Source organism: Lentzea tibetensis (assembly GCF_007845675.1).
Taxonomy (GTDB): Bacteria; Actinomycetota; Actinomycetes; order Mycobacteriales; family Pseudonocardiaceae; genus Lentzea; species Lentzea tibetensis.
In genome coordinates, this window is record NZ_VOBR01000009.1 from 117,275 (window position 1) to 142,007 (window position 24,733).

A 24,733-nucleotide genomic window follows, 5' to 3' on the forward strand; every position below is an offset into this window, starting at 1 on the left:
CGATGTAGAAACTTTGGAGAGCGTGTGGAGAGCTTCAACTCCGCTGCGGAGGCCGAACTACGCCCGATGCTCACCGAGTGCCTCGCGGTGCCCCGCTGGGTCGGCGCCGTGCTGGCCGCACGCCCGTACCCGTCGCTCGACGCGCTGCTGAAGGTCTCAGAAGAGGCGTCGGCCCGCCTGTCGGACGACGAGATCCGCGGCGCGATAGCGGGACACCCGCGCATCGGCGAACGGGGCAAGGGCAAGTCCGCGACGTGGTCGCGACAGGAACAGTCCGGTGTGGACAGCTCGCTGGCAGATCGCCTGGCGGCTGCGAACGCCGCGTACGAGGATCGGTTCGGGCACATCTACCTCGTGTGCGCGACCGGCCTCAGCGGTGCGGAGATGCTCGACATCCTGGCGAGCCGGATGGACAACTCGCCGGAGGACGAGCTCCGCGTCGTGAACAAGGAGCTGACGAAGATCGCCGCCTTGCGGCTGCAGAAGCTGATCGGGAGCTGAACATGGCCATCGTCCTCGGACCGAACCAGTACGGCAAAGCGGAGAACCGGCTCGTCACCGTGTCCCGCAACGGATCCGTGCACACCATCAAGGACCTGACGGTCAGCACCTCCCTGCGCGGCGACCTCGCGGCCACGCACCTGACCGGGGACAACTCGGCCGTGCTCGCGACCGACACGCAGAAGAACACCGTGTACGCCTTCGCAAAGGAGGCACCGGTCGGCGAGATCGAGGACTTCGCGCTGCGACTCGGCCGCCACTTCGTCTCGACGCAGGAGGCGATCAGCGGCGCGCGGATCCTGATCGACGAGCACTCGTGGGACCGCATCGACGGCCACGACCACTCGTTCGTCAAGGCGTCCGACGAGAAGCGGACGACCGCGGTGACGATCGAGGGTGACAAGGCCTGGGTCGTGTCCGGGGTGAAGGACGTCGTGGTGCTGAAGTCGACCGGATCCGAGTTCCACGGCTACCCCAAGGACCCCTACACGACGTTGAAGGAGACCAACGACCGCATCCTCGCGACCTCCGTGACGGCGCGTTGGCGCTACATCGGGACGGACGTCGACTGGGGCAAATCCTTCACGTCGATCAGGTCGACGATGTTGAAGACCTTCGCGGACAAGCACTCGCTGTCGTTGCAGCAGACGCTCTACGCGATGGGCGAGGCGGTGCTGCAGTCGCGCGCGGACGTCGCCGAGGTACGGCTGTCGATGCCGAACAAGCACCACTTCCTCGTCGACCTCAGCGCTTTCGGGCTGCAGAACGACAACGAGGTGTTCTACGCGGCGGACCGGCCGTACGGGCTCATCGAGGGCACGGTGCTCCGCGACGACGCGGAAGAGGCCGGCTCGGCGTGGTACTCGCTACCGGCTTTCTAGACCTTGCGACGCGCGCAACGCCATCTGCTGGTCACGCCACGAGTGGAAGAGATCCGATTCCGAGTACCACTCGACGCTCGTCGGCCGCTCGCCCGTCGTCATGAACTCGATCAGCAACGTGCGGAACAGATCGAGCGGCACACCGACGCCGGGGGGAAAGTCGGTGTACTTCTCGTTGACGTACGGCGCGTTCTCGGGGCCCTTGGGCCAGCCCATGAACGTGTTGTCGACGTAGTACATGTAGCCCCACTCGCCGCGCACGGCGAGCACGACGTTGTGGTCGGGCTCGCCGTCGCTGGTGAGCGGGCGCCCGAAGTGGTCGAGGCAGCCGTCGTTGCACTCGGGACGGGCCAGCAACCTGATCAACGTGTCCACGTCGGCGTCACTGCCGACGACCTGGTACTTGTGCTCGGCCTCGTCGAGGTCGGGCAGTCCGGTCCAGAGACCGGCTCGCATGCTCATGCGCCCACCCTGCCCCTTGCACCAGGTGCAATCGACACAACCACCCAGAACTCACACGATCGGGCGAGTTGCCATTACGCGTACCGGTTGACCTGGCAGGAATATGTCCACCGGACAAGAGCTGGTTCAGCCCGCGGTTCGGCCGGCCAGCGCGCGCAACCGGTCGACGTCCAGTCCCGTCACCGCGACCGCCTCGGCGGCGTCCACCGCACCGCAGTCCACGGCGCGCAGCACGGAGTCCGACAGCGCACGCGCGGTCGCCGGCTCGTCGAGCACGCCGCTCTCGGCGCGGTCGACGTACGCGCGGAGCCGCCGCGCGTCGGCCTCCAGGCCCTCGCGGTAGAACGCGTACACCGCCGCGTACCGGGTGACGAGCTGCGCCGGGTGCAGGTCCCAGCCCTGGTAGAAGCCGTGCTCCAGAGACCGCCGGACGAGCCGGTAGTGGGTCTCCCAGCCGAACTGGCGGTTGTCGCCGACCGGCAGGACGTTCGTGGAACCGTCGGAGAGCCGCACACCCGTGCCCGCCGCGGACACCTGCATCACGTGCCGCGCGAAGTCGCACGCGCCGTGCGCCAGGTGTTGTTGCGCCGCACCGAGTCCGCAGCCCGCGGTGTAGTCGTAGGTGCCGAAGTGCAGGCCGGTCACGCGGCCACGTCCGGCCGCGATGAACGACGGGATGGCGAGCTTCCCCATCGAGTCCACAATGGACTGCGTCGTCTCGATCTGGATCTCGAACCTCAACGGCACGCCGAACAGGTCGAGTATCTCGCCGAACACCTCGACCTGCTCGACCGACGTCACCTTCGGGAACGTGATCACGAAGCCCGGAGGCACGTCACCCAGCGCCGTCAGGAACACGTCCAGCGTCTGGATTCCCCGCTCGCGCAACGCACGCGTGTCGAACGACTTCATCCGCAGCCCGAAGGACAGCGGCGCCTCACCGGCCGCCACCCAGTCCGCGACGAGGCGCGCGGTGCGTTCGGCGTCGGCGTCCTCGACGTCGTCACCCGGCGCGCCGTAGCCGTCCTCGAAGTCGATCCGCAAGTCCTCGATCGGCTCGCGGGCGAGCTTCGCGCGCACCCGGTCCAGCACGCCGGCGGGCAGCTCGGGCAGCAGCCACGGGTCGACTGCCGCCAGCGCCACGGCACCCCAGTCGCGCACGGTCGTCGCGGTCACCCGGCCCGCGGGGACGTAGCACGTGTGCACGGGCTGACGTCCCGCCGGAGCACGAGACTCCGCAGCGTCCACATCGGACAGTCGAGCGGTCGCCGCCCGAACGGCGTCAGGCGGCAACGAGGTGCGCGGCACCGGGGTCAGATCCGCTCGTACGCGGGGAGCGTCAGGAAGTCGACGAAGTCGTCGGACAACGTGACCTGCTCGAACAGCTCGGCCGCCACGTCGGCATGAGGACCGGACAGCTCCGCGCGAGTGCGGGCGAGCACGTCGCGCACCAGCTCGGCGGTCACCTGGGTGCCGTCCTCGAGCACGACCTTGTTGTTGATCCACTGCCACAGCTGCGACCGGGAGATCTCGGCCGTCGCGGCGTCCTCCATGAGGTTGTGGATCGCGGCGGCGCCGTTGCCGGACAGCCACGACACGAGGTAGCGCACGCCGACGTCCACCGCCGACTCGACACCCGCGCGCGTCGCCTTCCCGCCCAGCGCCTTGATGTTCAGCAGGTCGGCCGCGGTCACCGACACCTCGGGGCGCTGCTTGCCGAGCTGGTTCGGCCGGTCGCCCAGCACGCCGTCGAAGATCTCGCGGCACACCGGGACGAGGTCGGGGTGCGCGACCCACGAGCCGTCGAACCCGTCACCGGCCTCGCGGCTCTTGTCCTCGCGCACCTTCTTCAGCGCGTTCTCGGTGACCTCGGGGTCGCGCCGGTTCGGGATGAACGCGGCCATGCCGCCCATCGCGAACGCGCCGCGCTTGTGACAGGTCTGCACGAGCAGCTCGGTGTAGGCGCGCATGAACGGCGCGGTCATCGTGACGCTGTTGCGGTCCGGCAGCACGAAGTCCGCACCCGCGTCGCGGAAGTACTTGATGATGCTGAAGAGGTAGTCCCAGCGGCCCGCGTTGAGGCCGGACGCGTGGTCGCGCAGCTCGTGGAGGATCTCGTCCATCTGGAACGCGGCCGGGATCGTCTCGATCAGGACGGTCGCGCGGATCGTGCCGTGCGGAACGCCCAGCTCCTGCTGCGCCAACGTGAACACGTCGTTCCACAGCCGCGCTTCGAGGTGGTGCTCCATCTTCGGCAGGTAGTAGTACGGCCTGCCGAGCGAGGCGTTGTGGAAGAAGTGCAGCCCGAAGTCGACCAGCGCGCCGACGGCGGGCTTCCCGTCGATCTCCAGGTGCCGCTCGTCGAGGTGCCAGCCGCGCGGCCGCACGACGACCGTCGGGTACGGGCCACCCTTGAGCGCGTAGTGCTTGCCCTCGGGCGAGGTGTACTCGATGGTCTCGCGCGCCGCGTCGTAGAGGTTGACCTGGCCCTGGATCACGTTGTCCCAGTGCGGGGTGTTGGCGTCCTCGAGGTCGGCGAGCCACACCTTGGCGCCCGAGTTCAGCGCGTTGATCGCCATCTTGCGCTCGGTCGGCCCGGTGATCTCGACGCGCCGGTCCCGCAGCGGTTCCGGTGCCTCGGCGACCTGCCAGTCGCCCGCGCGGACGTCCGCGGTCTCCGGGAGGAAGTCGAGCGTTCCCCGCTGCCTGCGCCGGGCGATCAGCTCGTCGCGGCGCGCGGCGTGGGCGCGGTGCAGCTTCGCGACGAACTCCAGCGCGTCAGAGGTGAGGATCTGCTCGTGGTTCTCCCCGAGAACCCGGATGCCCGGCATCGGAACGTCCCTTCGTGAACAAAGTTCTTACCCAAGACCAAAAGTTCTACTCTGTGGACTATAGTTTTTGCATCGCGGAACTGCAACGAGAGGGGTCGCCGGTGTCGTCAGGTGGCGTCCAGTCCCTGCAGCGGGCCTTCGACCTGCTGGAACGGCTCGCCGACGCGGGCGGCGAGGCGAGCCTGTCCGAGCTCGCGACGACGTCCGGGCTTCCCCTGCCCACGATCCACCGGCTCATCCGCACCCTCGTCACGCTGGGGTACGTGCGGCAGAACAGCAACCGGCGCTACACGCTCGGGTCGCGGCTGATCCGGCTCGGCGAGAGCGCGTCGCGGCAGTTCGGCACGTGGGCGCGGCCGTTCCTCATGCAGCTCGTCGACCAGGTCGAGGAGACCGCGAACCTCGCGGTGCTCGACGGCGACGAGGTCGTCTACGTGGCGCAGGTGCCGTCGAAGCACTCGATGCGGATGTTCACCGAGGTCGGCAGGCGGCTGCTCCCCCACGGCACCGGCGTGGGCAAGGCGATGCTGTCGCAGCTGCCGCGCGACGAGGTGCGCGCGTTGCTGGACCGCACCGGGCTCCCCGCGTACACGCCGAACACGATCACCGACGCGGACGAGCTGCTGGCGTCGCTGGACGAGATCGCCGAACGCGGTTACGCGATGGACGAGAACGAGCAGGAGCTCGGTGTGCGGTGCATCGCGGTGCCGTTGATCGGCGCGCCGACGCTGGCCGCGGTATCGGTTTCCGGGCCCGAGGGCAGGCTCACCAAAGATGCGGTCTCACGCATTCTCCCGGAAGTCCTTGCTATTGCTAAACGGCTCGCTGACCAGGCCAAAGCCGGTTCCTGAGTTCGGTACAATGGAGTGAGAAGCGGCGCCTGGGGAGACGACCGCTCATTCATTGGGGGAATCATGGAGTGCAGGAAGCTGGCCAGGTCCGATGGCGACTGGAACGGCGCACCCGTTCAGAAGTAGAAGATCACACCCGCACCGGGGAACAGACGCTCCCTCGAGGGCGTTCGGCGGGTCATGCAGAACTCTCTGGGGGATCGTTCTTTTCTGTTCGTGCTCGGCAGCGCGCGGGCCGGTGGCAACACCGAGGCACTGGCCCGCGCCGCCGCCGACCAACTGCCGCCGTCCGTGCCGCGGACGTGGCTGTCGCTGAGCGACGGGGCACTGCCGCCGTTCGACGACCTGCGGCACGCCGGCGTCGAGTGGCCCGCGCCGTCCGGGCCGGAGCAGCAGCTGCTGGACGCGACGCTGGCCGCGACCGACGTCGTGCTGGCGACGCCGACCTACTGGTACACGGTGTCCGCGTCGACCAAGCTCTACCTGGATCACTGGTCCGGCTGGATGCGGCTGCCCGGTGTCGACTTCAAGGCGCGCATGGCCGGCAAGACGCTGTGGACGGTCAGCGTGCTCAGCGACGAGCCCCAGCACGCCGACGCGCTCGTCGACACGTTGCGCCGGTGCGCGGACTACATGGGCATGCGGTGGGGTGGCGCGCTGCTCGGCAACGGCAGCCGTCCCGGTGACATCCACCAGGACACCACCGCCATGTCCGCGGCGAAGACCTTCTTCGCCGCCTGAGGCTCAGCCCAGGAGGGCGTCGACGAAGGCTTCCGGCTGGAACGGGGCCAGGTGGTCGGCGCCCTCGCCGAGCCCGACGAGCTTGACCGGCACGCCCAGCTCGCGCTGCACCTGGAACACGATGCCGCCCTTGGCGGTGCCGTCGAGCTTGGTGAGCACGATGCCGGTGATGTTCACGACCTCGGCGAACACCCGCGCCTGGGTGAGACCGTTCTGGCCGGTCGTGGCGTCGAGCACGAGGAGCACCTCGTCGACGACGGCCTGCTTCTCGACGACCCGCTTGACCTTGCCCAGCTCGTCCATCAGGCCGGTCTTGGTGTGCAGGCGGCCCGCGGTGTCGATCAGCACCGTGTCGACGCCCGCATCCATGCCCTTCTTGACCGACTCGAACGCCACCGACGCCGGGTCGCCGCCCTCGGGGCCGCGCACGGTCTCGGCGCCGACGCGCTTGCCCCACGTCTCCAACTGGTCCGCCGCGGCGGCGCGGAACGTGTCCGCCGCGCCCAGCAGCACGGTGCGGCCGTCGGCCACGAGCACGCGGGCCAGCTTGCCGGTGGTGGTGGTCTTGCCGACGCCGTTGACGCCGACGACCAGCACGACCGCGGGCTTACCCGAGTGCGGCAGCGCGTGCACCGAGCGGTCCATGTCCGGGTGCAGCGCGGACACGAGGGTGTCGCGCAGGAGCACGCGCGCCTCGTCCGCGGTGCGCACGCCGCGCGACACGATCTCCTCGCGCAGGGTGGCGATGATGTCGGCGGACGTCGCCGCGCCGAGGTCCGCCATCAGCAGCGTGTCCTCGACGTCGGTCCACGAGTCCTCGTCGAGGTCACCGGCACCGAGCAGGCCGAGCAGGCCCTGACCGAGCGTGGACCGCGACCGCGACAGGCGGCTGCGCAGCCGTTCGAGGCGCCCGGCGGTCGGTTCGATCTCCTCGACCTCGGAGGCGGCCTCCGGCAGGTCGACCTCGACGAAGCCGCGCTTCACCGAGTCCCTCGGCACCGACGCGTCGTCGCCCACCCCCGGCTGGCCGTCGACCTCGGTGCGTTCGACGACCGGGTGCTCGACCTTCTCCGGCGTGGCGAAGGTGACGCCCGAGTCGGCCTGGTAACCGCCCTTGGGCTCCTTCTCCGGCTCGGTGAGGCTGATGCGCCTGCGGCGCGTCAGCACGACACCGGTCACCAGCGCGGCGAGCAGGACCACCGCGAGGATGACCGCGATCAAGATCAGGGACGAGGTCGACACGGAGGCATCCTTTCACGGGCCGTTCCGTGACTCATCAACTACAAAGCGCACGATCCAGCAAAGATTTAACCGCACCCTCTTGCGTCACGATCCTGTGTGGAATAGACCACTCCCCGTGAGGGTGATCGGACTGATCTCGGGGACCTCGATGGACGGCATCGACGTCGCCGTCGCCGACCTGACGGTGACGGGCGACCTGGTGCGGCTCGTCCCGGTCGAGCACGCCGAGCACCCGTTCCCCGACGACCTGCGCGCGCTGCCGCGGGACCTCGCGGGCGTGTGCGCGCTCGACACGCGGCTCGGCCAGGCGTTCGGCGACGTCGCCGCCGGGTACCTGCCCGCCGATCTCGTCAGCTCGCTCGGGCAGACCGTGCACCACGAGGTCGTCGACGGCCGCTGCCTCGGCACGCTGCAGCTCGGCCAGCCCGCGTGGATCGCCGAGCGCACCGGACTCCCCGTCGTCGCCGACCTGCGCACGCGGGACGTCGCGGCGGGCGGGCACGGCGCGCCGCTGGCGAGCACGCTCGACGCGCTGTGGCTCGGCGAGCTCGCCGCGGGGAGCGGGAAACCCGCGCTGGCGCTGAACATCGGCGGCATCGCGAACATCACGGTCGTCGCCCCCGGCACCGCGCCGGTCGCGTACGACACCGGGCCGGGCAACGCGCTGATGGACGCCGCGATGGAGGTGCTGTCGGGCGGCCGCGTCCGGCAGGACACCGGCGGCGCGTTCGCCGCGCGCGGCACCGTGCAGGACGACGTGCTGGCGAAGCTGCTCGAAGACCCTTACTACGCCGCGATTCCGCCGAAGTCGACCGGCAAGGAGCACTTCAACGCCGGCTACCTGACCGGGTTCCGCACGCTCACCGCCGAGGACCTGCTCGCCACGCTCACCGAGCTGACCGCGCGCACCATCGCGGACGCGTGCCGTCAGCACGACGCGGGTGTCGTCGTCGCGTCCGGCGGCGGCATGCGCAACCCCGTGCTCGCCGAGGCGCTCCGGCGGGCGCTGGACCCGATCCCGTTGCGCGGCAGCGACTCGCTCGGCCTGCCGCGCGACGGCAAGGAGGCCTACCTCGCCGCGTTGCTCGGATTCCTGACGTGGCACGGGATCCCGGCCAACGCACCCACCGCGACCGGCGCGTCCGGTCCGCGGCTGCTCGGCAGCATCACGCCCGGTGCCGCACCGCTGAGGCTGCCGGAGCCCGTCACATCCGCCGTGACCAGACTGAGAGTCGGAGGTTCGTAGTGCGCGCTCTTGACCTCGCCATCATCGCCCTGTTCCTGGTGGGCATGCCGTTGCTCGGCGTGTGGATAGGTGGGCGGCAGAAGTCGGCGACGGACTACTTCGTCAGCGAGAGCAAGATCTCCTGGTGGGTGGTGTGCCTGTCGGTCGTGTCCGCCGAGACGTCCACGCTGACCGTGCTGAGCGTGCCGGTCGTGGCGTACATGGCGACGCCGGCGCAGGGCGGCATGACGTACCTGACGCTGGCGCTCGGCTACGTCGTCGGGCGCATCATCGTGTCGTTCGTGCTGCTGCCGAAGTACGTCGCGGGTGATCTCGTGACGGCGTACGCGTTCCTGGGCAAGCGGTACGGCGACGGGATGCGCGCGACCGCGTCCGTCACGTTCCTCTTCACCCGCCTGCTCGCCGACGGCATCCGGCTGTTCGCCACCGCGATCCCGATCAAGGTCGTGCTCGCCGCGTACGGCGTGACGGCCGGGTACTGGGAGATCGTCGTCGTGCTGGGGCTGGCGATGGTGCTCTACAGCTTCTTCGGCGGCGTGCGCGCGGTCGTGTGGGTCGACGCGATCCAGATGCTCTGGTACGTGCTCGGCGGTGTCGCGGTGATCGCCGTGCTGGCGGGCAAGCTGCCGGACGGCTGGCTCGGGAAAGCCTTCGACGCCAACAAGTTCCAGGTGTTCGACTTCTCGTCGTCCGCGCTCACCGGTGCCTACCCGTTCGTGGCCGCGTTCTTCGGCGGCGCGCTGCTCTCGATGGCGTCGCACGGCGCGGACCAGCTGATCGTGCAGCGGCTGATGGCGACGAAGGACGTGAAGGCGTCGCAGAAGGCGTTGATCGCGAGCGGGTTCGTGGTGTTCCTGCAGTTCGCTTTCTTCCTGTTCATCGGCGTGATGATGTGGGCGTTCTACGCGGGCGTCGACCCGGTGAAGGGGCTCGGGCTCGGCAACAAGGACGAGCTGTTCGCGCACTTCATCGTCACCGAGCTGCCCAGCGGCATCTCCGGTTTCGTGATCGCCGGCATCCTCGCCGCGGCGCTGAGCTCGTCGCTGGGCGCGCTGGCGTCCTCGACCGTCACCGACGTGTACGAGCGGGTGCGCCGCACGCCGATGACCGACGAGGACCGCCTGCGGCACGGCCGGATCTGGACGGTCGTGTGGGCCGGGCTGCTGATCGTGTGCGCCGGGCTGTTCGCGTCGGTCAACGCGAAGACCTCGGACCCGATCGTGGTGCAGGCGCTCGGGATCGCCGGCTACACCTACGGCGCGCTGCTCGGCGCGTTCCTGCTCGGACTGATCTTCAGGAAGGCGTCGCAGCTCGACGCGATCGTCGCGTTCGTGACGACCGTGCTGGTCGTCGGGTTCGTGATCCTCGGCGTGAAGTTCGTCGGCCCGGACCAGGCGCTGACGATCGACTTCGGGCGTGCGGACGCCGCGAAGCAGATCCGGTCGCTGACCGGCTGGTGGAACACGCCGCTGGGCGTCGCGGTCACGTTGCTGGTCGGTGGGCTGTTGTCGTTGCGGCACAAGCCGCAGCAGCCCGACGTCGAGGAGGCCGCTGCGGCTCAGGCCGCCTGAGGGTCAGGCGCTGTGTCGATAGGCGACCAGCTCCAGGAACAACCGGAAACCCAGCCTGCCGAACATGCGCGCACTGGACTCGTTGCCCGCGGTGATCGACGCCGCGGCCTGCGGTCGTGCGCCCTGTTCGGCGGCGAGCTTCCAGAGCAGTTCGGTGATGAGCGCGGCGCCGATGCCACCGCCCCGGACATCGGGTTCCACGGCGACGAAATCGACGTAGTACTCCTCGGGCTGGGCCTTGCCCGCGGCGTAGCCGAGGACGCGGTCACCGTCCATCGCGACGACGACCGAGCGGCTCTTGGCGCCGTCGACGATCTGCCTGCCGGACAGGTAGGAGTGCGGGAAACACCGCTCGTGCAGCACGGCGACGGCTTCGTGGACGAACGGGTCCGTCGGCAGCGCCCGCATCTCGTGGGTGGGTGTGTGCTTGGCGTCGCGCAACAGCAGTGTGCGCAGATCGCCGTTGTCGAGCAGGTAGATGTTGCTGGCTTTCCCGGCGGTGAAGCCGTGGCGTTCGGCGAACGCCGCGAGCCTGCGGTGGTTGGTGTGTCCGTAGAGTTCGTGGTCGTCGATGTCGGCGAGGATGTCCCGTGCCTTGGCGAACAGCGCGTCGGCCGTCTGGTCCCAGATGCGGCTGCCCGCCGGGTGGTTCACGGGTACGTCGACGAAGGGCCCGTGCAGCCAGGCCCGGCGTTTCTCGGCGTCGATCTCGACGCTGAGGAGCCCGGTGATGCGACCCGAGTCGTCGGTGGCGACGACGGAACAGGCCGACCAGTCGGGCTCGAACTCAGCCAGCTCCTCGGAGAGGACTTCGAGGGTCTCACCGAGGTAGCCGATGTGGTGCGCGGTGTCGGCCTGGAGCCGGACGAGCAGCGCCAGGGTGGCACTGAGATCGCCCGGTTCGGCGAAACGGATGTCGTACATGTCGGAATGGTCGCCCGCGAGGCAGCAGGATGCGAGGGAGTTTTCGCCGATGGACACGATGTGCCTGATCCGGACGCTCGACACATGCGTCTCACACCTCTCGTCCACCGGCGGCGACTGGTCCGCCCGGATCCCCGGTTTGAACTGGACGGTGGCCGACTGCGTGGCGCACATCGCCGAGGGCCTGCTCTGGTACGCCACCGATCTCGTGGCCGGACACCGCGAGCTGTCGACCATGGACATGAAGGTGAGGCCCGCCAGTTCGCCCGACGACCTGATCCGCACCGTCTCAACGTTCGGGACGGTGCTCGTGCGCACGGTGGAGGCCTCTCCACCGGCGGCGGTCGGCTGGCACCCGTACGGACTGGGCGACGCGTCGGCGTTCGCCGCGATGGGGTGCGCCGAGCTGCTCGTGCACACCCACGACGCCTCGCTGGGCCTTGAAACTTCGTTCACGCCCGATCCCGCTCTGGCCGAGGCGACCCTGGAACGCCTGTTCCCGGACGCACCGGGCGGACATCCGGCATGGGAGACGTTGCTGTGGGCGCACAACCGCGTCCCGCTCGCCGATTTTCCCCGTCCCGACGGCTGGCGGTGGACACTAGGTTCGATGTCATGACGATCGACATACCGTTCGCGGACGCGTTCCAGTTCGATCCGTCGCCCACCTGGACGCGGCTGCGCGAGGAGGAGCCGATCGCCCGCGTGCGCACGCTCGCCGGCGCCGAGGTGTGGCTGGTCACGAGGTACGCGGACGTGCGGATGGTGCTCGCCGACCCCCGCTTCTCCCGTGCGGCGGTGGTGAAGGACGGCGCGCCGAGGGTGGCGCTCGCCAAGCCGCTGCCGTCGAGCCTCACGACGACGGACCCGCCCGAGCACACCCGGCTGCGCAGGCTCGTGTCCGGCACGTTCGCGCACCGCGGGATCGAGCGCACCCGCCCGTGGGTCGCGGACCTCGCCAAGACGCTCGCGGACGACGTGGCGTCGGCCGGTGACGGCGCGGACCTGCGGCAGCTGTTCGCGCTGCCGCTGCCGATCGCGGTGATCTGCCACCTGCTCGGCGTGCCCTACGCGGACCGGGAGAGGTTTCGCGAGTGGACCGAGCTGGGCTACAGCATGTCGATGGCCGAACGCGACCGCGTCGACGAGGCGATGGTCAGCATGCAGGCGTACATCGGCGCGCTGGTCGCGGAGAAGATGACGTACGCGGGTGAGCCGCGGGACCTGCTCGACGAGCTGGTGCGGGCGCGCGAGGAGGGCGACCGGCTGAGCGAGGAGGAGCTGATCGCGTTCGGCGTCAACCTGCTCGTCGCCGGGCACGAGACGTCCGCGAACCAGATCGCCAGCTGCGTGGCGACGCTGCTGCGGTTCCGGCACCTGTGGGAGCAGCTGGTCGCCGACCACGAGCTCGTACCGTCTGCGGTCGAGGAACTGTTGCGCTACAACAGGTTCAGCGAGGTCGGTCAGCTCAGGGTGGCGCTGGAGGACGTCGAGGTCGAGGGCGTGGTCGTCCGCGCGGGCGAGGGCGTCATGGCGGCGCTGAACTCCGCCAACCGCGACCCGCGCGTGTTCGACGACCCGGACGCGGTGGTGCTGACGAGACCGCAGAACCAGCACCTGTCGTTCGGCGCCGGGCCGCACTTCTGCCTCGGCGCGCAGCTCGCGCGGATCGAGCTGCAGGAGGCGCTGCTGGCGCTGCTGCGGCGGTTCCCGGACATCCGGCTCGCCAAACCGGCCGAGGAGCTGGAGTGGCGCCGGGTGCTCGTCAGCGGACTCGCCGAACTCCCCGTGGTGCTCGGATGAACTACACCTACATCCACAGTGGACAACGCCCGTTCTTCAACCTGAAGACCCGCGGCGGCGTCGAGGTCACCGGTGTCCGCCCGGCGGACCACCCGTGGCACACAGGACTGTCGCTGGCGATCGCGCACGTCGGCGCCGCGAACTTCTGGGGCGGCCCCACGTTCGTCCGCGGCCAGGGCTACCGGCAGCTCCCGAACAACGGCACGATCCGGCACGACGGGTTCGAGGAGCGCACGGCGGCGGGGTTCCGCGAACGGCTGAGCTGGATCACCGAACAGGGTGAGCGCGTCGCCACCGAGCTGCGCACGGTCGAGACCGCGACGCACGAGGACCACTGGACGCTCGACTTCGGCACCGAGATCGCGAACGCCACACGCACGTCGCTGATCTTCGGCAGCCCCACCACGAACGGCCGCCCGGACGCCGGGTACGGCGGCCTGCTGTGGCGCGGCCCGGCGTCGTTCACGGGCGGCAAGGTGTTCGGCGCCCGGATGGGTGAGCTTTCACCGTGGCTCGGCTTCGTCACGCCGCAGGCCACGCTCGTGTTCATCGCACCTGCTCCGACCTGGTGGTTCGTCCGCTCCGAGCCGTTCGCGGCGGTGTGCCCGGCACCGTTCTTCCACGAGGAGACCACGCTGCGTGCGGGCGAGGTCCTGCGGCTGCGCTACCGGGTGGTGATCGCGGATGGCGCGTGGGACGAGACCCGAATTCGGGCTTGCAGCCCACCTGTGGTTGGGGGACTCTTCTCAGGTGAGTGAGGAAACGATCCAACTCGATCTCAACGAATCCGGGGTGGCTGTCGACCTTCCCATGCCGACTAACAACCGGGACCAAGTGCAAGGCGTCCCGTATCGGCCGGTCGAATTCCGTGACGATGATCTTCCCAACGCACTCGAGCGCGCGGCCCAGTGGCTGCGGACGACACAGGAGTGGTTGGGTGAAGCAGTGGACGTCATCGCTATCCACCTGGACTACGACGACACGCAAGGCGCCCCGTACTACAACCTCAAGATGCTCTGCAACGACGAGGACCTGGCGGGTGTGCCCAGGGTCATCCGAGAACACGACGTGACGGCTACCGGCGAGTAGCTTTTCCGGCTAACGTTCGGACCCATGTCAGATCTCGTGTATCCCCCGGTGGTCGGTCTCGCCAAGACGATGTTCCGGGTGCTCGACCTGAGGATCACGATCGACGGGGCGCACCAGATCCCGAAGACCGGTGGCGCGGTGCTGGCGTCGAACCACGTCAGCTACCTCGACTTCATCTTCGCTGGCTACGGGGCGCTTCCGTCCGGTCGGCTCACCCGGTTCATGGCGAAGCACGAGATCTTCGCGAACCGGATCGCAGGCCCGCTCATGCGGGGGATGCACCACATTCCCGTCGACCGGAGCTCGGGCCAGGCCTCGTTCCAGGAGGCGCTGGCCAAGCTCCGGTCCGGTGAGGTCGTCGGGATCTTCCCCGAGGCCACCATCTCGCGTTCCTTCACGGTGAAGGACATCAAGTCCGGCGCGAACCGCCTCGCCCACGAGGCGGGCGTCCCGCTGCTGCCCGTCGCGCTGTGGGGAACCCAGCGCCTGTGGACCAAGGGCCGTCCGAAGAACCTGACCCAGCGGCACGTCCCGGTCACCATCCTCATCGGTGAGCCGATGGACCCGTCACCCAACGACTCCGGTGACGCCGTGCTGCGCAAGCGGATGCAGGAGCTGCTCGACCGCGCGCAGTCGTCCTACCCGGAGTCCGGCGAGGGCCAGTTCTGGCAGCCCGCGCACCTCGGTGGAACCGCGCCCACTCCGGAAGAGGCGGCCGCGCTCGACGAACGACGCTGACCCCGTGGAGGGGGCGGCGCGGCCCCCTCCACGAGTCATCTCAGCAGTCCGGGCTGTTGACCAGGCAGGTCGTGCAGTAGATCTGCGTGCAGCTGCCGTTCACGTAGCACCACTGACGCTTCTCGTACGTGCCCTCCCAGCCGCAGTGCTGGCACCAGCCGGACTGCATGCACGGTGCCGACGCGCGCGCCTGCACCTTCGGCACGAACAGTCCGAGCAGCCGGTCGCTCATCGCGGCGATGGTCTTGCCCATGTCCGTTCCTCCTTTCATCCCGAGGCGGACCCCCAGGAAACTCACCTCAGCACTGCGGGTTGTTGATCAGGCACTGCCCGCAGTGGATGACGCTGCAGCTGCCCGCGATGTAGCAGTACTGCTTTCTCGGCATCGAGCCGACGTAGTCGCAGAGCTGACACCACGACGCCTCCGTGCACGGCGCGGCGGCGCGTGCCTGCGCCTTCGGTACGAACGCGCTGAGCAGCCGGTCGCTGAACGCGGCCAGGATGTTGCTCATCTCCAACCTCCTCTCATCCCGAGGCGGACCCCCAGGAAACTCAGTCGCTCATCCGGCGCAGCACCACTCCCCTGATGCCGCTGACCGGGAAGTAGCCCGCTTGCGCGGAGTCGTAGCTGTGCGCGGCGTTGTCTCCGCGCAGCACGACGGATCCCGCGGGCACGGTGTCCCCGTCGAGCGCGGGGAACGTCTCGCGCGGCACGTCGTCCCCCGGCACCGAGAACACCCGCTTGATCAGCAGGCCGCCGATCAGATCGGGAGCGTCGACGACGACCACCCCGCCCCGGCGGACGCGACGCGCCCACGGCCGCAGCGCCAGCACCCGGTCGCCGTCGGAGAACGTGGGCTCCATGCTGGCACCGCGCACCGTCACGACCACGAAACCTCGGCGCAGCACCAGAACGGCCAGCACGACGAGCCCGAGCAAGATCACTGGTAACCCCCGGCCTGCCGGGTGAACAGCTCGGCGTACCGGCCGCCGAGTGCCATGAGCTCGTCGTGGGCACCGCGCTCGACGATCCGGCCGTCCTCCAGCACGACGATCAGGTCGGCGTCGCGGACCGTGCTCAGCCGGTGCGAGATCAGCAGCGAGGTGCGGCCCTCGCGGAACTCCTTCATGCGGTGGTGGATGTCGTACTCGGCCTCGGGGTCGAGCCCGGAGCTGGGCTCGTCGAGGATCAGCAGCTCGCAGTCCTCGCGCAGGAACGCCCGCGCCAGTGCCATCCGCTGCCACTGCCCGCCGGACAGCAGCACCCCGGTGTCCGGGTTCTCCTTGTCCTTCGGGTTGATGAACATGCGGGTCAGCAGGGTGTCGTAGCCCTTCGGCAGTCCGGTCAGCTTGTCGTGGACGAACGCGTGCTCCGCGGCGGCGACGATCTCCTCGTCCCCCGCGGCCAGCCTGCCGAGTGCGATGTTCTCCCTGGCGCTCAGCTCGTAGCGCATGAAGTCCTGGAACGCGGTGCTCGTGCGCAGGCGCAGCTGGTCGACGTCGAGGTCGCGGTAGTCGCGACCGTCCCAGGTGAGTGCGCCCTTCTGCGGGTCGTACAGCCGGCACAGCAGTTTCACCAGCGTGCTCTTGCCGCACCCGTTGAGCCCGACCAGCCCGACCGCCTTGCCCTTCGGGATCACGAGGTCGAGGCCCTGCAGCACCCACGGCTGGTCGTCGCCGTAGCGGAACCACACGTCCTTCAGCTCGATCCCGTCCGTCAGCGCGGACACTCCTCGCTCGCCGTTCGACATGTCGGGTGGTGTCGTGGTCACCGCGTGGTAGTGCTCGAAGCTCAGCGACGCCCGGTGCGCCGCGGCCAGGTCGCCGATCAGCCCGACGAGCGCCGACTGCGTCGAGGCGACCGCGGCGACGAACACCGTCACGTCCCCCACCGTCATGGCTCCCCGCCTGGCCTCGACGACGGCCCACACCAGCCCGCACGCCGCCACCCCGGCACCGAGCAGGGACAGCGCGCCCTGGGTGCGCAGGTCACGCCGGTCCACCGCGCGGTGTTCCCGTTGCACCACGCCCAGCTCGTCCAGCAGCCGGGCGCGGAAGTAGCCGCCGATGCCGAACAACCGCACCTCCTTGGCCGCGTGGGGCTGGCTCAGCAGCTCTCCGTAGAACATCTCCCGCCGGATCGAGTGGGTGGTGCGCAGCGCGACGTCGGCCCTTCGCCTGCTGATCCGCAGCTCGGCGTGCACGACGGGCAGCGCGGCGACCGCGACCACCAGCGCCATCCACGGTGCGACGACCACGAGAACGCCGAGGAACCCGACCAGGACGACGGTGCCGCGCACCGCACCGACCGCCGAGCTGATCAGCCCCGCCGGTGCGGTGCGGCCCTCGTGCTGGGCCAGTTGCAGCCGGTCGCGGAACCGGGGGTCCTCGAACCTCGCGAGCCCGTGCAGCCTGTTCAGCGCGTCGAACAGCGCGCCCTGCGACGTCCTGGCCACCGCGCGGTCGAGGTCCGCGTGCAGGTACTGCGCGACCTGCGGGTGGACGGCCGCCACGACGGCGGCCAGTGCCAGCACCGCGGCGAGCCGGACCAGTGCGGACACCTCCGCACCGGACGTCAGGCCGTCCAGCACCAGCTTCGTCAGCCAGGCCGTGACCACCGGCGCGGTGCCCGCGACCACCGTGAGCGCGAACACCGCGCACACGTGGCCTCGAGCCGCACTCCAGACCAGCGCGAAAGCGTGCCGCGCCGTTCTCACGACGCCAGTGCCAGCGCGAGCTCCTGGTCGCTCTCGACCACGACCCCGTTGCCGTCCACCCGCACCGCGGCGGGGAACCCGGTCACCTGGAACGCCTTGGACAGCGGGCCGTTCACGGCCTCGACGAACACCCGCGCCACGGGCGTCAGCTGGCGCACGAGGTCCGCGGTCTCGCTCTCGCCACCGACGACGACCACGACGACCCGCTCGCGCGGTTCCCGCGCGGCTTCCCGGACGAACACGGGCAGCCGCTCTTCGCAGGCGGTGCACGACGGCGTGAAGAAGCTCACCAGGCCAGGCCCGAGATCCTTGCGCGCCAAGGTGATCCCGTCGACGTCGGTGCTGCTGAAGTCACCGGCCGACTCACCGGTCTCGATGACGAGCCGCGGCCGCACGACCTGCCCGCCACCGGCCAGCTTCTCCTCGTGCTCCCGCAGCCGGCGGATGACGCCGAAGGTCAGGGCCAGGTTCAACAACACCAGCGCACCCAGCAGAGCGCATGCGGCGATCACGTAGTTCATCAATCCCCCAGGAAACTTCGAACCGTCAGGCTGTTGTCGCGAACAGGTCGACGATGTCGTCGAGCTTGATGATCGGGATGGCGGCGACGCCGGCCGCCATGACCGCGAGCACCACGGCTCCGGTCTCGATCGGACCGGACGCGCCGGCGGCGAACCCGACGACGGCGACCGCCGCGAGAGCGAGGTTGCGCACGGCGTGGACCCGGCCGAGCGGACGGCTGCTCGTGGCGCCGAAGCAGTTGCACGCGGTGCTGATTCCTCGGCGCGCGGTCAGCTCGGCCACCGCGGCGAACACGAGGAGGGCAATGCCTGCCAGCAGGAGTCCCGCGGATCTCGCGACCAGTACGAGCGGGACCGTGACGACCTCAGCTGCGACGACTCCGGCGGCTGCCGCGGGGACAAGACCTCTTGGCACGACCCGAAGATCGGCGACGGTCTTGGTGAACGCCTTGAAGCCCAACACCTTGCCCGCAGCGGACACCGCGAACACCAGCGCCACAAGACATTGCGCGAACACCACGTAGAACGACAAGGTTTCAGCCCCCCAGCTGCCGAGCGTTGCGGCCATCACTCTGCACGACGATCCGCACGGAGTCCAGGGGCAATCGGAAACCCTCAGCCAGGCCGCACCACGGTGATGATCTCGGGGCTCCCGTCGGTCAACGGGCCGGAGTCCCAGTCGCCGAACTGCCGCTCGATCTCCAGCCCGGCCTCGGCGAGCGCGCTGCCGAGGTCGTCCGCGCTGATGAACCGGAGCGTGCTCCTGCTGACCTCGGGCCGCTCCCAGGCCGCACTGCTGAACGTGTTGGTGAAGTGGACGAACTCGCCCTCCACGCGCTGCACCCGGTGCTCGGCGCGGATCTCCACGCCGTCGGCGACGAACGTGCGGCCGTGCTCCGGAGTCCACTGCCGCCACCCCTGCACCAGCGGGTTGCGCGTCTCGAACGCGAAGCGGCCGGTCAGCGTGAGCGCCGCGCGGATGGCGGTGAGCGCCTGGTGGATCTCCTGGTCGGTGAGGAACACCTGGAACGCGTGGCCCGTCATCACGACCAGGTCGAACTCCTCGTGGAACGGCGTGGTGGCCAGATCGCCTTGCCGCCACTCGACGTTCGGGCGCAGGCGGGCCTGGGCGAGCATGCCCGGTGCCGGGTCCAGGCCCACGAGCCTGCCGCGGTGGCCGCGCTCCCGCGCCGTGTGCAGCAGCAAGCCGGCCCCGCAGCCGACGTCGAGCACCGCGTCGGCGGCCATGATCATCGGCAGGTAGAAGCCGAAGTCGCCGCGCGGGTCGAACGGGTGCATCGAGTCGTACAGAGCCGCCAGGCGCGAGTCCGCGAACACGTGATCAACCACGTGACCGTGTCTATCAGGCCTCTTCGGGAGCGTCGACCGGATTCTCGGCCGGAGCCTCCGCCACCGGCACGTCCTCGGCGACAACCTCAGCCACCGGTACGTCGTCGGCGACAACCTCAGCCACCGGCGCGTCCTCAGCAACAGCCTCGGCAGCCGGTGCGACCTCGGCGACCGGCGCAGCCGCGCGTGCGCGCATCGAGGTCTCCTCGCGCGTGCGGAGGCGCTGCGAGATCACCTGGCTGATGCCGTCACCGCGCATGGAGACGCCGTACAGGGCGTCGGCGATCTCCATGGTCGGCTTCTGGTGCGTGATGATCAGCAGCTGCGAACGCTCGCGCAGCTGCTCGAACAGGGAGATCAGCCGGTGCAGGTTCGTGTCGTCCAGCGCCGCCTCGACCTCGTCCATCACGTAGAACGGTGAGGGGCGGGCGCGGAAGATCGCGACCAGCATCGCCACCGCGGCCAGTGACTTCTCGCCGCCGGACAGCAGCGACAGGCGCTTGACCTTCTTGCCGGGCGGGCGGGCCTCCAGGTCGATGCCGGTGGTCAGCATGTCGTCCGGCTCGGTCAGGACCAGGCGGCCCTCGCCGCCGGGGAACAGGACCTTGAAGACGATCTCGAACTCGCGCGCCACGTCCTCGTAGGCCAGCGTGAAGACCTCGAGGATCTTCTCGTCGACCTCCTTCACGACCGTCAGCAGGTCGCGGCGGGTGTCCTTGATGTCCTCGAGCTGGGTCGAGAGGAACTTGTAGCGCTCCTCCAGCGCGGCGAACTCCTCCAGCGCGAGCGGGTTCACCTTGCCCAGCAACGACAGGTCGCGCTCGGCGCGCTTGGCGCGGCGGGACTGGGTGTCGCGGTCGAACGGCATCGGCTGCGGCTCGGTCACCTGCTCGCCGCGTTCGCGGGCGGCCTCGTACTCGGCCATCTCCGCGGCGGACGCGGGCACGGGAACGTCGGGGCCGTACTCGGCGACCAGGTCGTCGAGGCCCATGCCGAAGTCTTCGGCGATCTTGGTCTCGAGCTGCTCGATGCGCATGCGCTGCTCGGCGCGCAGCACCTCGTCGCGGTGCACCGCGTCGGTCAGCTTCTCCAGCTCGGTCGACATCTCGCGCACCAGGCTGCGGACCTGGGTCAGCAGCAGCTCGTGCTTGGCGCGGCGTTCCTGCGCCACGTCGCGGTCGCGGGCGGCGCGCTGCAGCGAGACCTCGATGCGCGCCAGTGCGATCTCACCGCCGTCGACGACGGCCTTCGCGACGGTCGCGCCGCGGCGGCGGTTCGCCTGAGCGCGGTGGGCGCGTTCGCGGGCCTCGCGCTCGGCACGCGCCGCGCGGCGGAGCGAATCCGCCTTGCCCTGCAACGCACGCGCGCGTTCCTCGGCGGTGCGCTGGACCAGCCTGGCGTCCATTTCGGACTGACGGGCGGAGGCCAGCTCCGCGGACAGCTCGTCGCGGTGCTCGGTGTCCGGCTCGTCCTCGAGGGTCTGCTCCTCCTCGGCCATGAGGAGGCGTTCCTCCAGCTCGCCGAGCTTCATCAACGCTTCTTCGCGCGACTGCTCGACCTTGGCGCGCTGGCCGCGGATGCGCTCGACCTCGGCCTCGGCGGTGCGCACGGCCGAGGCCATCCGGTTCAGCCGCTCACCCGAGCGCGCCTGCCGGACCTTGGCCTCCTGCATGGTGTCCTTCAGCGCGCCGACCTCGGCGCGGCGGGCCTGCTGCTCGGCACGCGCGCCTTCCAGCGCGGCGGACGAGTGTTCGAGAGCGCGTTCGGCGGCGGTGAGCGCGAGCTCGGCCTCGTCGACGGCCGCCTGCACCTCGATGACGCTCTGCGAACGCTGCGAGCCGCCGATGGCCCAGTCGTCGCCGACCAGGTCGCCGTCCCGCGTCACCGCGCGGCTCAGCCCACGCGCGGCGTCCAGATCCTCAACGACGGCAAGGCGATCGAGCGCGCGGTGCAGCGCCGGACGCAACGCCTCGGGCGCGTGCACGACGTCGACCGCCCAGCGGGCGCCGTAGGGCAGCGAGCCCCAGGACGAGGTGTCCGCAGTGGACCCGGAACGTCCGATGAGGACACCGGCGCGGCCGCCGTCCCGTTCCTTCAACAGCTTCAGCGCGGCGACCGCGTCGGCACCGGACGACACGGCGACCGCGTCGGCGATCGGACCCAGTGCGGCGGCCAGTGCGACCTCGTAGCCGGGGTCGACGGTCAGCAGCGCGGCGACCGAACCGAGCAGGCCCGGCACGGCGGATCCGGCCGCGAGCAGCGCGCCCGCGCCGTCCTTGCGGGTCAGGCCCAGCGACAGCGCGTCGACGCGCGCCTTCCACGACGCGATGTCGCGTTCGGCGGTGCGCTCGGCCTTCACCAGCTCCTCGACCCGGCTCTTCGCCGCGTCGTTGGCCTGCACGGCCTGCCGGTGCCGTTCGTCGAGACCGTGATCGCCCTCGTCCTCGGTGCCGGTGATCTCCTGCGCCTCGGCGAGCTCCTGCGCGGCGAGCTCGTGCCGCCCGACGGACTCGGCGAGCGAACCGGAGAGCCGCTCGATCTCCTCTGCGGTCGCGTTCGTCTTGCTGCGCAACGCCTCCACCTGGCCGGACAACCTGGCCAGGCCCTCGCGGCGGTCGGCGATCGCGCGCACGGCGGCGATGTGCGCCTTCTCCGCGGCGGACACCATGCGCTCCAGCTCGGACCGCGTCTCCACGGCCTCGGCGAGCGCGATCCGCGCCTCGGTCACGCCCTCCTGGAGTTCCAGCTCCAGCTCGGCGGTCTGCTCGGCCTCGGCTTCCAGCTCGTCCGGGTCGCGGCCGCCGCGCTGCTCGCTGACCTCGGCGGACAGGTGCCGCGCGCGCTCGACGGCGAGCCGCACGGTGCCGCGCAGGCGTTCCTCCAATGCGGACAGCCGGTACCAGGTGTCCTGCGCGGCCTGGAGCTTCGGCGCATCGGCGCTGACCAGCTCCTCCAGCTCGTTCTGCTGGTACTGGGCGGCCTGCAGCGACTTCTCGACCTCGGCGCGGCGGACTCTGGCCTGCGCCTCGTCGTGCTCCTCCTGCGCCAGCGACTCCCGCTGCGTCACCAGGTCGTCCGCGAGCAGGCGCAGCCGCGAGTCGCGCAGCTCGGACTGCACGACCTGGGCGCGCCGGGCGATCTCGGCCTGCTTGCCGAGCGGCTTGAGCTGGCGGCGCAGCTCGGCGGTGAGGTCGGTGAGGCGGGTGAGGTTCGCCTGCATCGCCTCGAGCTTGCGCAGCGCCTTTTCCTTGCGCTTGCGGTGCTTCAGGACGCCAGCGGCCTCTTCGATGTAGGCGCGGCGCTCCTCGGGCTTGGACTCCAGGATGGACGCGAGCTGGCCCTGGCCGACCATCACGTGCATCTCGCGGCCGAGGCCGCAGTCCGACAGCAGCTCCTGGATGTCCATCAGGCGGCACTGGCTGCCGTTGATCTCGTACTCGTTGGCGCCCTCGCGGAACATCCGGCGCGTGATGGAGACCTCGGTGTACTCGATCGGCAGCGCGCCGTCCGAGTTGTCGATCGTCAGCGTCACCTCGGCGCGGCCCAGCGGCGCGCGGCCGGACGTGCCGGCGAAGATGACGTCCTCCATCTTGCCGCCGCGCAGGTCCTTGGCGCCCTGCGTGCCCATCACCCACTTCAGCGCGTCGAGCACGTTCGACTTGCCGGACCCGTTGGGGCCGACCACGCAGGTGATGCCGGGCTCGAAGCGCAGCGTGGTAGCCGAGGCGAAGGACTTGAAGCCCTTCAGCGTCAGGCTCTTGAGATGCACGCCGGGCAGAGTACCCAACGGCTGGGAATTGATGCGGGAGGCAGGCCGCTGACCAGCGTGATCAAGGCCTGAGCGTGACGAGCACCCGGTCGTCGACCATCACGTCCATGTGGTCGATGGTGTCGAGCGCGAACGACACGGAGCCCGGCACGACCTCGCCTTCCGCGCTCGGCGTCCCCCACCAGCCACCTATCTCACGCTGGCCTTTCCGGTCGTGGACGACCAGCTTGCAGCGCGAGCCCGTCGGCACGTTCCTCATCCGCAGCTGGAGCTCGGTGCCCCACGGACGGCTGATCATCTCGGCGGTGGCGGCGACGCCCGTCCCCGTATCGGTCGCGGCCCACGTCGGGACAGAAGGTGACGGACGTAACAAAAGGACACCCGCGGCGACCGCGACCACGAGCACCGCGGCGGCCGCGACCAGCAGCCACCGGCGGCGCGGCCGGGGCGGGGCGGGAGGCGATTCGGGCAGGTCGTCGAGGTTCTCGACCTCGTCGAGGGTGAGCCTGCCGAGCAGTCCGGGCAGCGGCGCGAGCCGCAGCATCTCCGCGGGACACGTCTCGCAGCCGCTGAGGTGGCGTTCGAACGCCGACCGTTCGCGCAGGTCGAGCGACCCGAAGAGGTAGGCGCCGACGTCCATGGCGTGCGTGCAGCTCACGACTCGGTCACCCCCCGTTCCTCCAACGCGTCGCGCAGCGCTCTCAGCGCGTAGAAGCAGCGCGACTTGACCGTGCCCGGCGGGACACCGAGCACCTTCGCGGCCTCCGCCACCGTGCGGCGGCGGTAGTACAGCTCCACGACGACCGTCCGGTGCTCGTGGCTGAGGCGGCGCAGGGCGTCCGCGATCTGCCACACCTGCAGCACGTGCTCGACCTCGTCGGACACGACGGGCAGGTCGGCAGGCTCGATGGGCACCTCGGTCGCCTTGGCACCGCGCCTGCGGTAGCCGGAGATCACGAGGTTGCGCGCCACCGTGTACAGCCACGGCGCCGCTTCGTCCGGTTTCAGTTCGTCGTGGTGCCGCCACGCCCTCAGCAGCGTCTCCTGCACCACGTCCTCGGCCTGCTGGTAGTCGTTGTCCACCAGCCTCAGGACGTAGTGCAGCAACGGACCGCGCCACCGGTCGTAGAGCTGGATGAGGACGTCTTCAGCGGAGTCCACGTCCCCTTACTACGCCATCGCAGGGCGAAACGGTTCAGCGCTCGATGAAGGTCGTCAATCCGCCCCTAGGCTCGGACCACCGCTCGACGACGGTGTCGACTCGACCAGGTGTTTCACCCGAGCGCAGCGCGTCGAGCAGACGTTCGCACGCCTCCCGCGAGCCCTCCGCGACGACCTCGACCCGGCCGTCCCGCAGGTTCGAGGCGCTCCCGACCAGCCCGAGCTCCAGCGCACGGCTCCTCGTCCACCACCGGAATCCCACGCCTTGAACGTGTCCGCGCACCCAAGCGTTCAGTCGAACTTCCACCACCGAATGGTCCCGTAGTCACACAAGG

General features: G+C 69.9%; 27 protein-coding genes. 11 read left to right on the top strand and 16 right to left on the bottom strand.

The window, feature by feature from the left end:
• Positions 1 to 24 precede the first annotated feature (24 nt).
• Together uraD and pucL are read left to right on the top strand one after the other, a co-directional pair.
• Positions 25 to 501 carry a 2-oxo-4-hydroxy-4-carboxy-5-ureidoimidazoline decarboxylase gene (gene uraD / locus FKR81_RS16315; RefSeq protein WP_268891555.1) on the top strand — a complete coding sequence of 159 codons (477 nt, stop codon included), beginning with the start codon at positions 25 to 27 and terminating at the stop codon, positions 499 to 501.
• Between the two features lie 2 nt (positions 502 to 503).
• Positions 504 to 1,382: a factor-independent urate hydroxylase gene (gene pucL, locus FKR81_RS16320; RefSeq protein ID WP_146352795.1), complete on the top strand. Its 879-nt coding sequence runs from the start codon at positions 504 to 506 to the stop codon at positions 1,380 to 1,382.
• On the opposite strand, the gene FKR81_RS16325 is transcribed toward pucL, so the two are convergent.
• The 3 genes from FKR81_RS16325 to aceB all read right to left on the bottom strand — a co-directional run bounded on the left by FKR81_RS16325 (position 1,368) and on the right by aceB (position 4,675).
• On the bottom strand, positions 1,368 to 1,844 hold the full coding sequence (locus FKR81_RS16325; protein WP_146352797.1) for an Imm1 family immunity protein: 477 nt from the start codon (positions 1,842 to 1,844) through the stop codon (positions 1,368 to 1,370). The genes pucL and FKR81_RS16325 overlap by 15 nt on opposite strands.
• A gap of 126 nt (positions 1,845 to 1,970) precedes the next feature.
• Positions 1,971 to 3,152 (bottom strand): DUF6986 family protein, encoded by a 1,182-nt coding sequence (locus FKR81_RS16330; protein WP_146352799.1) that lies wholly within the window; start codon positions 3,150 to 3,152, stop codon positions 1,971 to 1,973.
• A 5-nt stretch (positions 3,153 to 3,157) separates the two neighbouring features.
• The gene (gene aceB, locus FKR81_RS16335; protein ID WP_186762999.1) at positions 3,158 to 4,675 is read right to left on the bottom strand and encodes a malate synthase A; all 1,518 of its coding nucleotides are present in this window, start codon (positions 4,673 to 4,675) and stop codon (positions 3,158 to 3,160) included.
• 101 nt (positions 4,676 to 4,776) lie between these two features.
• On the opposite strand from aceB, the gene FKR81_RS16340 reads away from it, so the two are divergent.
• Both FKR81_RS16340 and FKR81_RS16345 read left to right on the top strand, forming a co-directional pair.
• The gene (locus FKR81_RS16340) at positions 4,777 to 5,526 is read left to right on the top strand and encodes an IclR family transcriptional regulator (protein WP_146352801.1); all 750 of its coding nucleotides are present in this window, start codon (positions 4,777 to 4,779) and stop codon (positions 5,524 to 5,526) included.
• Positions 5,527 to 5,742: 216 nt separating this feature from the next.
• Complete coding sequence (locus FKR81_RS16345; RefSeq protein WP_235921580.1) at positions 5,743 to 6,267, top strand: flavodoxin family protein; 525 nt, start codon at positions 5,743 to 5,745, stop codon at positions 6,265 to 6,267.
• Positions 6,268 to 6,270: 3 nt separating this feature from the next.
• Here the strand turns inward: FKR81_RS16345 and ftsY are convergent, their stop codons facing one another.
• Positions 6,271 to 7,509 (bottom strand): signal recognition particle-docking protein FtsY, encoded by a 1,239-nt coding sequence (gene ftsY, locus FKR81_RS16350; RefSeq protein ID WP_146352803.1) that lies wholly within the window; start codon positions 7,507 to 7,509, stop codon positions 6,271 to 6,273.
• A gap of 115 nt (positions 7,510 to 7,624) precedes the next feature.
• Between ftsY and FKR81_RS16355 the strand changes: the two genes are divergently transcribed.
• Both FKR81_RS16355 and FKR81_RS16360 read left to right on the top strand, forming a co-directional pair.
• Positions 7,625 to 8,755, top strand: coding sequence for an anhydro-N-acetylmuramic acid kinase (locus tag FKR81_RS16355; protein WP_235921581.1), 1,131 nt, complete (start codon positions 7,625 to 7,627; stop codon positions 8,753 to 8,755).
• On the top strand, positions 8,755 to 10,326 hold the full coding sequence (locus FKR81_RS16360; protein WP_146352807.1) for a sodium:solute symporter: 1,572 nt from the start codon (positions 8,755 to 8,757) through the stop codon (positions 10,324 to 10,326). Before FKR81_RS16355 ends, FKR81_RS16360 begins: the two co-directional genes overlap by 1 nt.
• A gap of 3 nt (positions 10,327 to 10,329) precedes the next feature.
• Here FKR81_RS16360 and FKR81_RS16365 read toward each other — a convergent pair whose 3' ends face one another.
• Positions 10,330 to 11,250 (bottom strand): GNAT family N-acetyltransferase, encoded by a 921-nt coding sequence (locus tag FKR81_RS16365; RefSeq protein WP_146352809.1) that lies wholly within the window; start codon positions 11,248 to 11,250, stop codon positions 10,330 to 10,332.
• Positions 11,251 to 11,299: 49 nt separating this feature from the next.
• Here FKR81_RS16365 and FKR81_RS16370 point away from each other — a divergent pair, with 49 nt between their 5' ends.
• From FKR81_RS16370 to FKR81_RS16390, 5 genes are read left to right on the top strand one after another with little or no spacing between them, the layout of a single operon-like run.
• Complete coding sequence (locus FKR81_RS16370; RefSeq protein WP_146352811.1) at positions 11,300 to 11,869, top strand: maleylpyruvate isomerase N-terminal domain-containing protein; 570 nt, start codon at positions 11,300 to 11,302, stop codon at positions 11,867 to 11,869.
• Complete coding sequence (locus FKR81_RS16375; protein WP_146352813.1) at positions 11,866 to 13,053, top strand: cytochrome P450; 1,188 nt, start codon at positions 11,866 to 11,868, stop codon at positions 13,051 to 13,053. The genes FKR81_RS16370 and FKR81_RS16375 overlap by 4 nt, the downstream gene beginning before the upstream one ends.
• Positions 13,050 to 13,811, top strand: a complete 762-nt coding sequence (locus FKR81_RS16380) for a DUF6807 domain-containing protein (RefSeq protein ID WP_146352815.1) — start codon at positions 13,050 to 13,052, stop codon at positions 13,809 to 13,811. Before FKR81_RS16375 ends, FKR81_RS16380 begins: the two co-directional genes overlap by 4 nt.
• Positions 13,804 to 14,142: a hypothetical protein gene (locus FKR81_RS16385; protein ID WP_146352817.1), complete on the top strand. Its 339-nt coding sequence runs from the start codon at positions 13,804 to 13,806 to the stop codon at positions 14,140 to 14,142. Before FKR81_RS16380 ends, FKR81_RS16385 begins: the two co-directional genes overlap by 8 nt.
• Before the next feature lie 24 nt (positions 14,143 to 14,166).
• Positions 14,167 to 14,880 (top strand): lysophospholipid acyltransferase family protein, encoded by a 714-nt coding sequence (locus tag FKR81_RS16390; RefSeq protein WP_146352819.1) that lies wholly within the window; start codon positions 14,167 to 14,169, stop codon positions 14,878 to 14,880.
• A gap of 40 nt (positions 14,881 to 14,920) precedes the next feature.
• Here FKR81_RS16390 and FKR81_RS16395 read toward each other — a convergent pair whose 3' ends face one another.
• From FKR81_RS16395 to FKR81_RS16445, 11 genes are all read right to left on the bottom strand, one after another.
• Positions 14,921 to 15,133: a hypothetical protein gene (locus FKR81_RS16395; RefSeq protein WP_146352821.1), complete on the bottom strand. Its 213-nt coding sequence runs from the start codon at positions 15,131 to 15,133 to the stop codon at positions 14,921 to 14,923.
• A gap of 46 nt (positions 15,134 to 15,179) precedes the next feature.
• The gene (locus tag FKR81_RS16400; protein ID WP_146352823.1) at positions 15,180 to 15,392 is read right to left on the bottom strand and encodes a hypothetical protein; all 213 of its coding nucleotides are present in this window, start codon (positions 15,390 to 15,392) and stop codon (positions 15,180 to 15,182) included.
• A gap of 40 nt (positions 15,393 to 15,432) precedes the next feature.
• Positions 15,433 to 15,825: a S26 family signal peptidase gene (locus FKR81_RS16405; RefSeq protein ID WP_222598286.1), complete on the bottom strand. Its 393-nt coding sequence runs from the start codon at positions 15,823 to 15,825 to the stop codon at positions 15,433 to 15,435.
• The gene (locus FKR81_RS16410) at positions 15,822 to 17,597 is read right to left on the bottom strand and encodes an ABC transporter ATP-binding protein (RefSeq protein ID WP_146352824.1); all 1,776 of its coding nucleotides are present in this window, start codon (positions 17,595 to 17,597) and stop codon (positions 15,822 to 15,824) included. The genes FKR81_RS16405 and FKR81_RS16410 overlap by 4 nt, the downstream gene beginning before the upstream one ends.
• Entirely contained in the window at positions 17,594 to 18,118 is a 525-nt protein-coding gene (locus FKR81_RS16415; RefSeq protein ID WP_146352826.1) for a thioredoxin domain-containing protein, read from the bottom strand. The genes FKR81_RS16410 and FKR81_RS16415 overlap by 4 nt, the downstream gene beginning before the upstream one ends.
• A 25-nt stretch (positions 18,119 to 18,143) precedes the next feature.
• Positions 18,144 to 18,650 carry a MauE/DoxX family redox-associated membrane protein gene (locus FKR81_RS16420; protein WP_146352828.1) on the bottom strand — a complete coding sequence of 169 codons (507 nt, stop codon included), beginning with the start codon at positions 18,648 to 18,650 and terminating at the stop codon, positions 18,144 to 18,146.
• Between the two features lie 83 nt (positions 18,651 to 18,733).
• Positions 18,734 to 19,468 (bottom strand): class I SAM-dependent methyltransferase, encoded by a 735-nt coding sequence (locus tag FKR81_RS16425; RefSeq protein ID WP_222598287.1) that lies wholly within the window; start codon positions 19,466 to 19,468, stop codon positions 18,734 to 18,736.
• A gap of 13 nt (positions 19,469 to 19,481) precedes the next feature.
• A complete protein-coding gene (gene smc / locus FKR81_RS16430) occupies positions 19,482 to 23,237 on the bottom strand; it encodes a chromosome segregation protein SMC (protein WP_146352830.1) in 3,756 nt (1,251 codons plus the stop codon).
• Between the two features lie 61 nt (positions 23,238 to 23,298).
• Positions 23,299 to 23,895 (bottom strand): anti-sigma factor family protein, encoded by a 597-nt coding sequence (locus FKR81_RS16435; RefSeq protein ID WP_146352832.1) that lies wholly within the window; start codon positions 23,893 to 23,895, stop codon positions 23,299 to 23,301.
• Positions 23,892 to 24,398 (bottom strand): sigma-70 family RNA polymerase sigma factor, encoded by a 507-nt coding sequence (locus FKR81_RS16440; RefSeq protein WP_146352834.1) that lies wholly within the window; start codon positions 24,396 to 24,398, stop codon positions 23,892 to 23,894. Before FKR81_RS16440 ends, FKR81_RS16435 begins: the two co-directional genes overlap by 4 nt.
• Before the next feature lie 34 nt (positions 24,399 to 24,432).
• Positions 24,433 to 24,708 carry an acylphosphatase gene (locus tag FKR81_RS16445; RefSeq protein ID WP_146352836.1) on the bottom strand — a complete coding sequence of 92 codons (276 nt, stop codon included), beginning with the start codon at positions 24,706 to 24,708 and terminating at the stop codon, positions 24,433 to 24,435.
• Positions 24,709 to 24,733 lie beyond the last annotated feature (25 nt).

Bases quoted from the DNA above. Each gene is read 5' to 3' on its own strand.
- pucL (WP_146352795.1), top strand. From the start codon at position 504: ATGGCCATCGTCCTCGGACCGAACCAGTACGGCAAAGCGGAGAACCGG.
- FKR81_RS16325 (WP_146352797.1), bottom strand. From the start codon at position 1,844: ATGAGCATGCGAGCCGGTCTCTGGACCGGACTGCCCGACCTCGACGAG.
- aceB (WP_186762999.1), bottom strand. From the start codon at position 4,675: ATGCCGGGCATCCGGGTTCTCGGGGAGAACCACGAGCAGATCCTCACC.
- FKR81_RS16365 (WP_146352809.1), bottom strand. From the start codon at position 11,250: ATGTACGACATCCGTTTCGCCGAACCGGGCGATCTCAGTGCCACCCTG.
- FKR81_RS16370 (WP_146352811.1), top strand. From the start codon at position 11,300: ATGGACACGATGTGCCTGATCCGGACGCTCGACACATGCGTCTCACAC.
- FKR81_RS16375 (WP_146352813.1), top strand. From the start codon at position 11,866: ATGACGATCGACATACCGTTCGCGGACGCGTTCCAGTTCGATCCGTCG.
- FKR81_RS16380 (WP_146352815.1), top strand. From the start codon at position 13,050: ATGAACTACACCTACATCCACAGTGGACAACGCCCGTTCTTCAACCTG.
- FKR81_RS16390 (WP_146352819.1), top strand. From the start codon at position 14,167: ATGTCAGATCTCGTGTATCCCCCGGTGGTCGGTCTCGCCAAGACGATG.
- FKR81_RS16395 (WP_146352821.1), bottom strand. From the start codon at position 15,133: ATGGGCAAGACCATCGCCGCGATGAGCGACCGGCTGCTCGGACTGTTC.
- FKR81_RS16400 (WP_146352823.1), bottom strand. From the start codon at position 15,392: ATGAGCAACATCCTGGCCGCGTTCAGCGACCGGCTGCTCAGCGCGTTC.
- FKR81_RS16415 (WP_146352826.1), bottom strand. From the start codon at position 18,118: ATGAACTACGTGATCGCCGCATGCGCTCTGCTGGGTGCGCTGGTGTTG.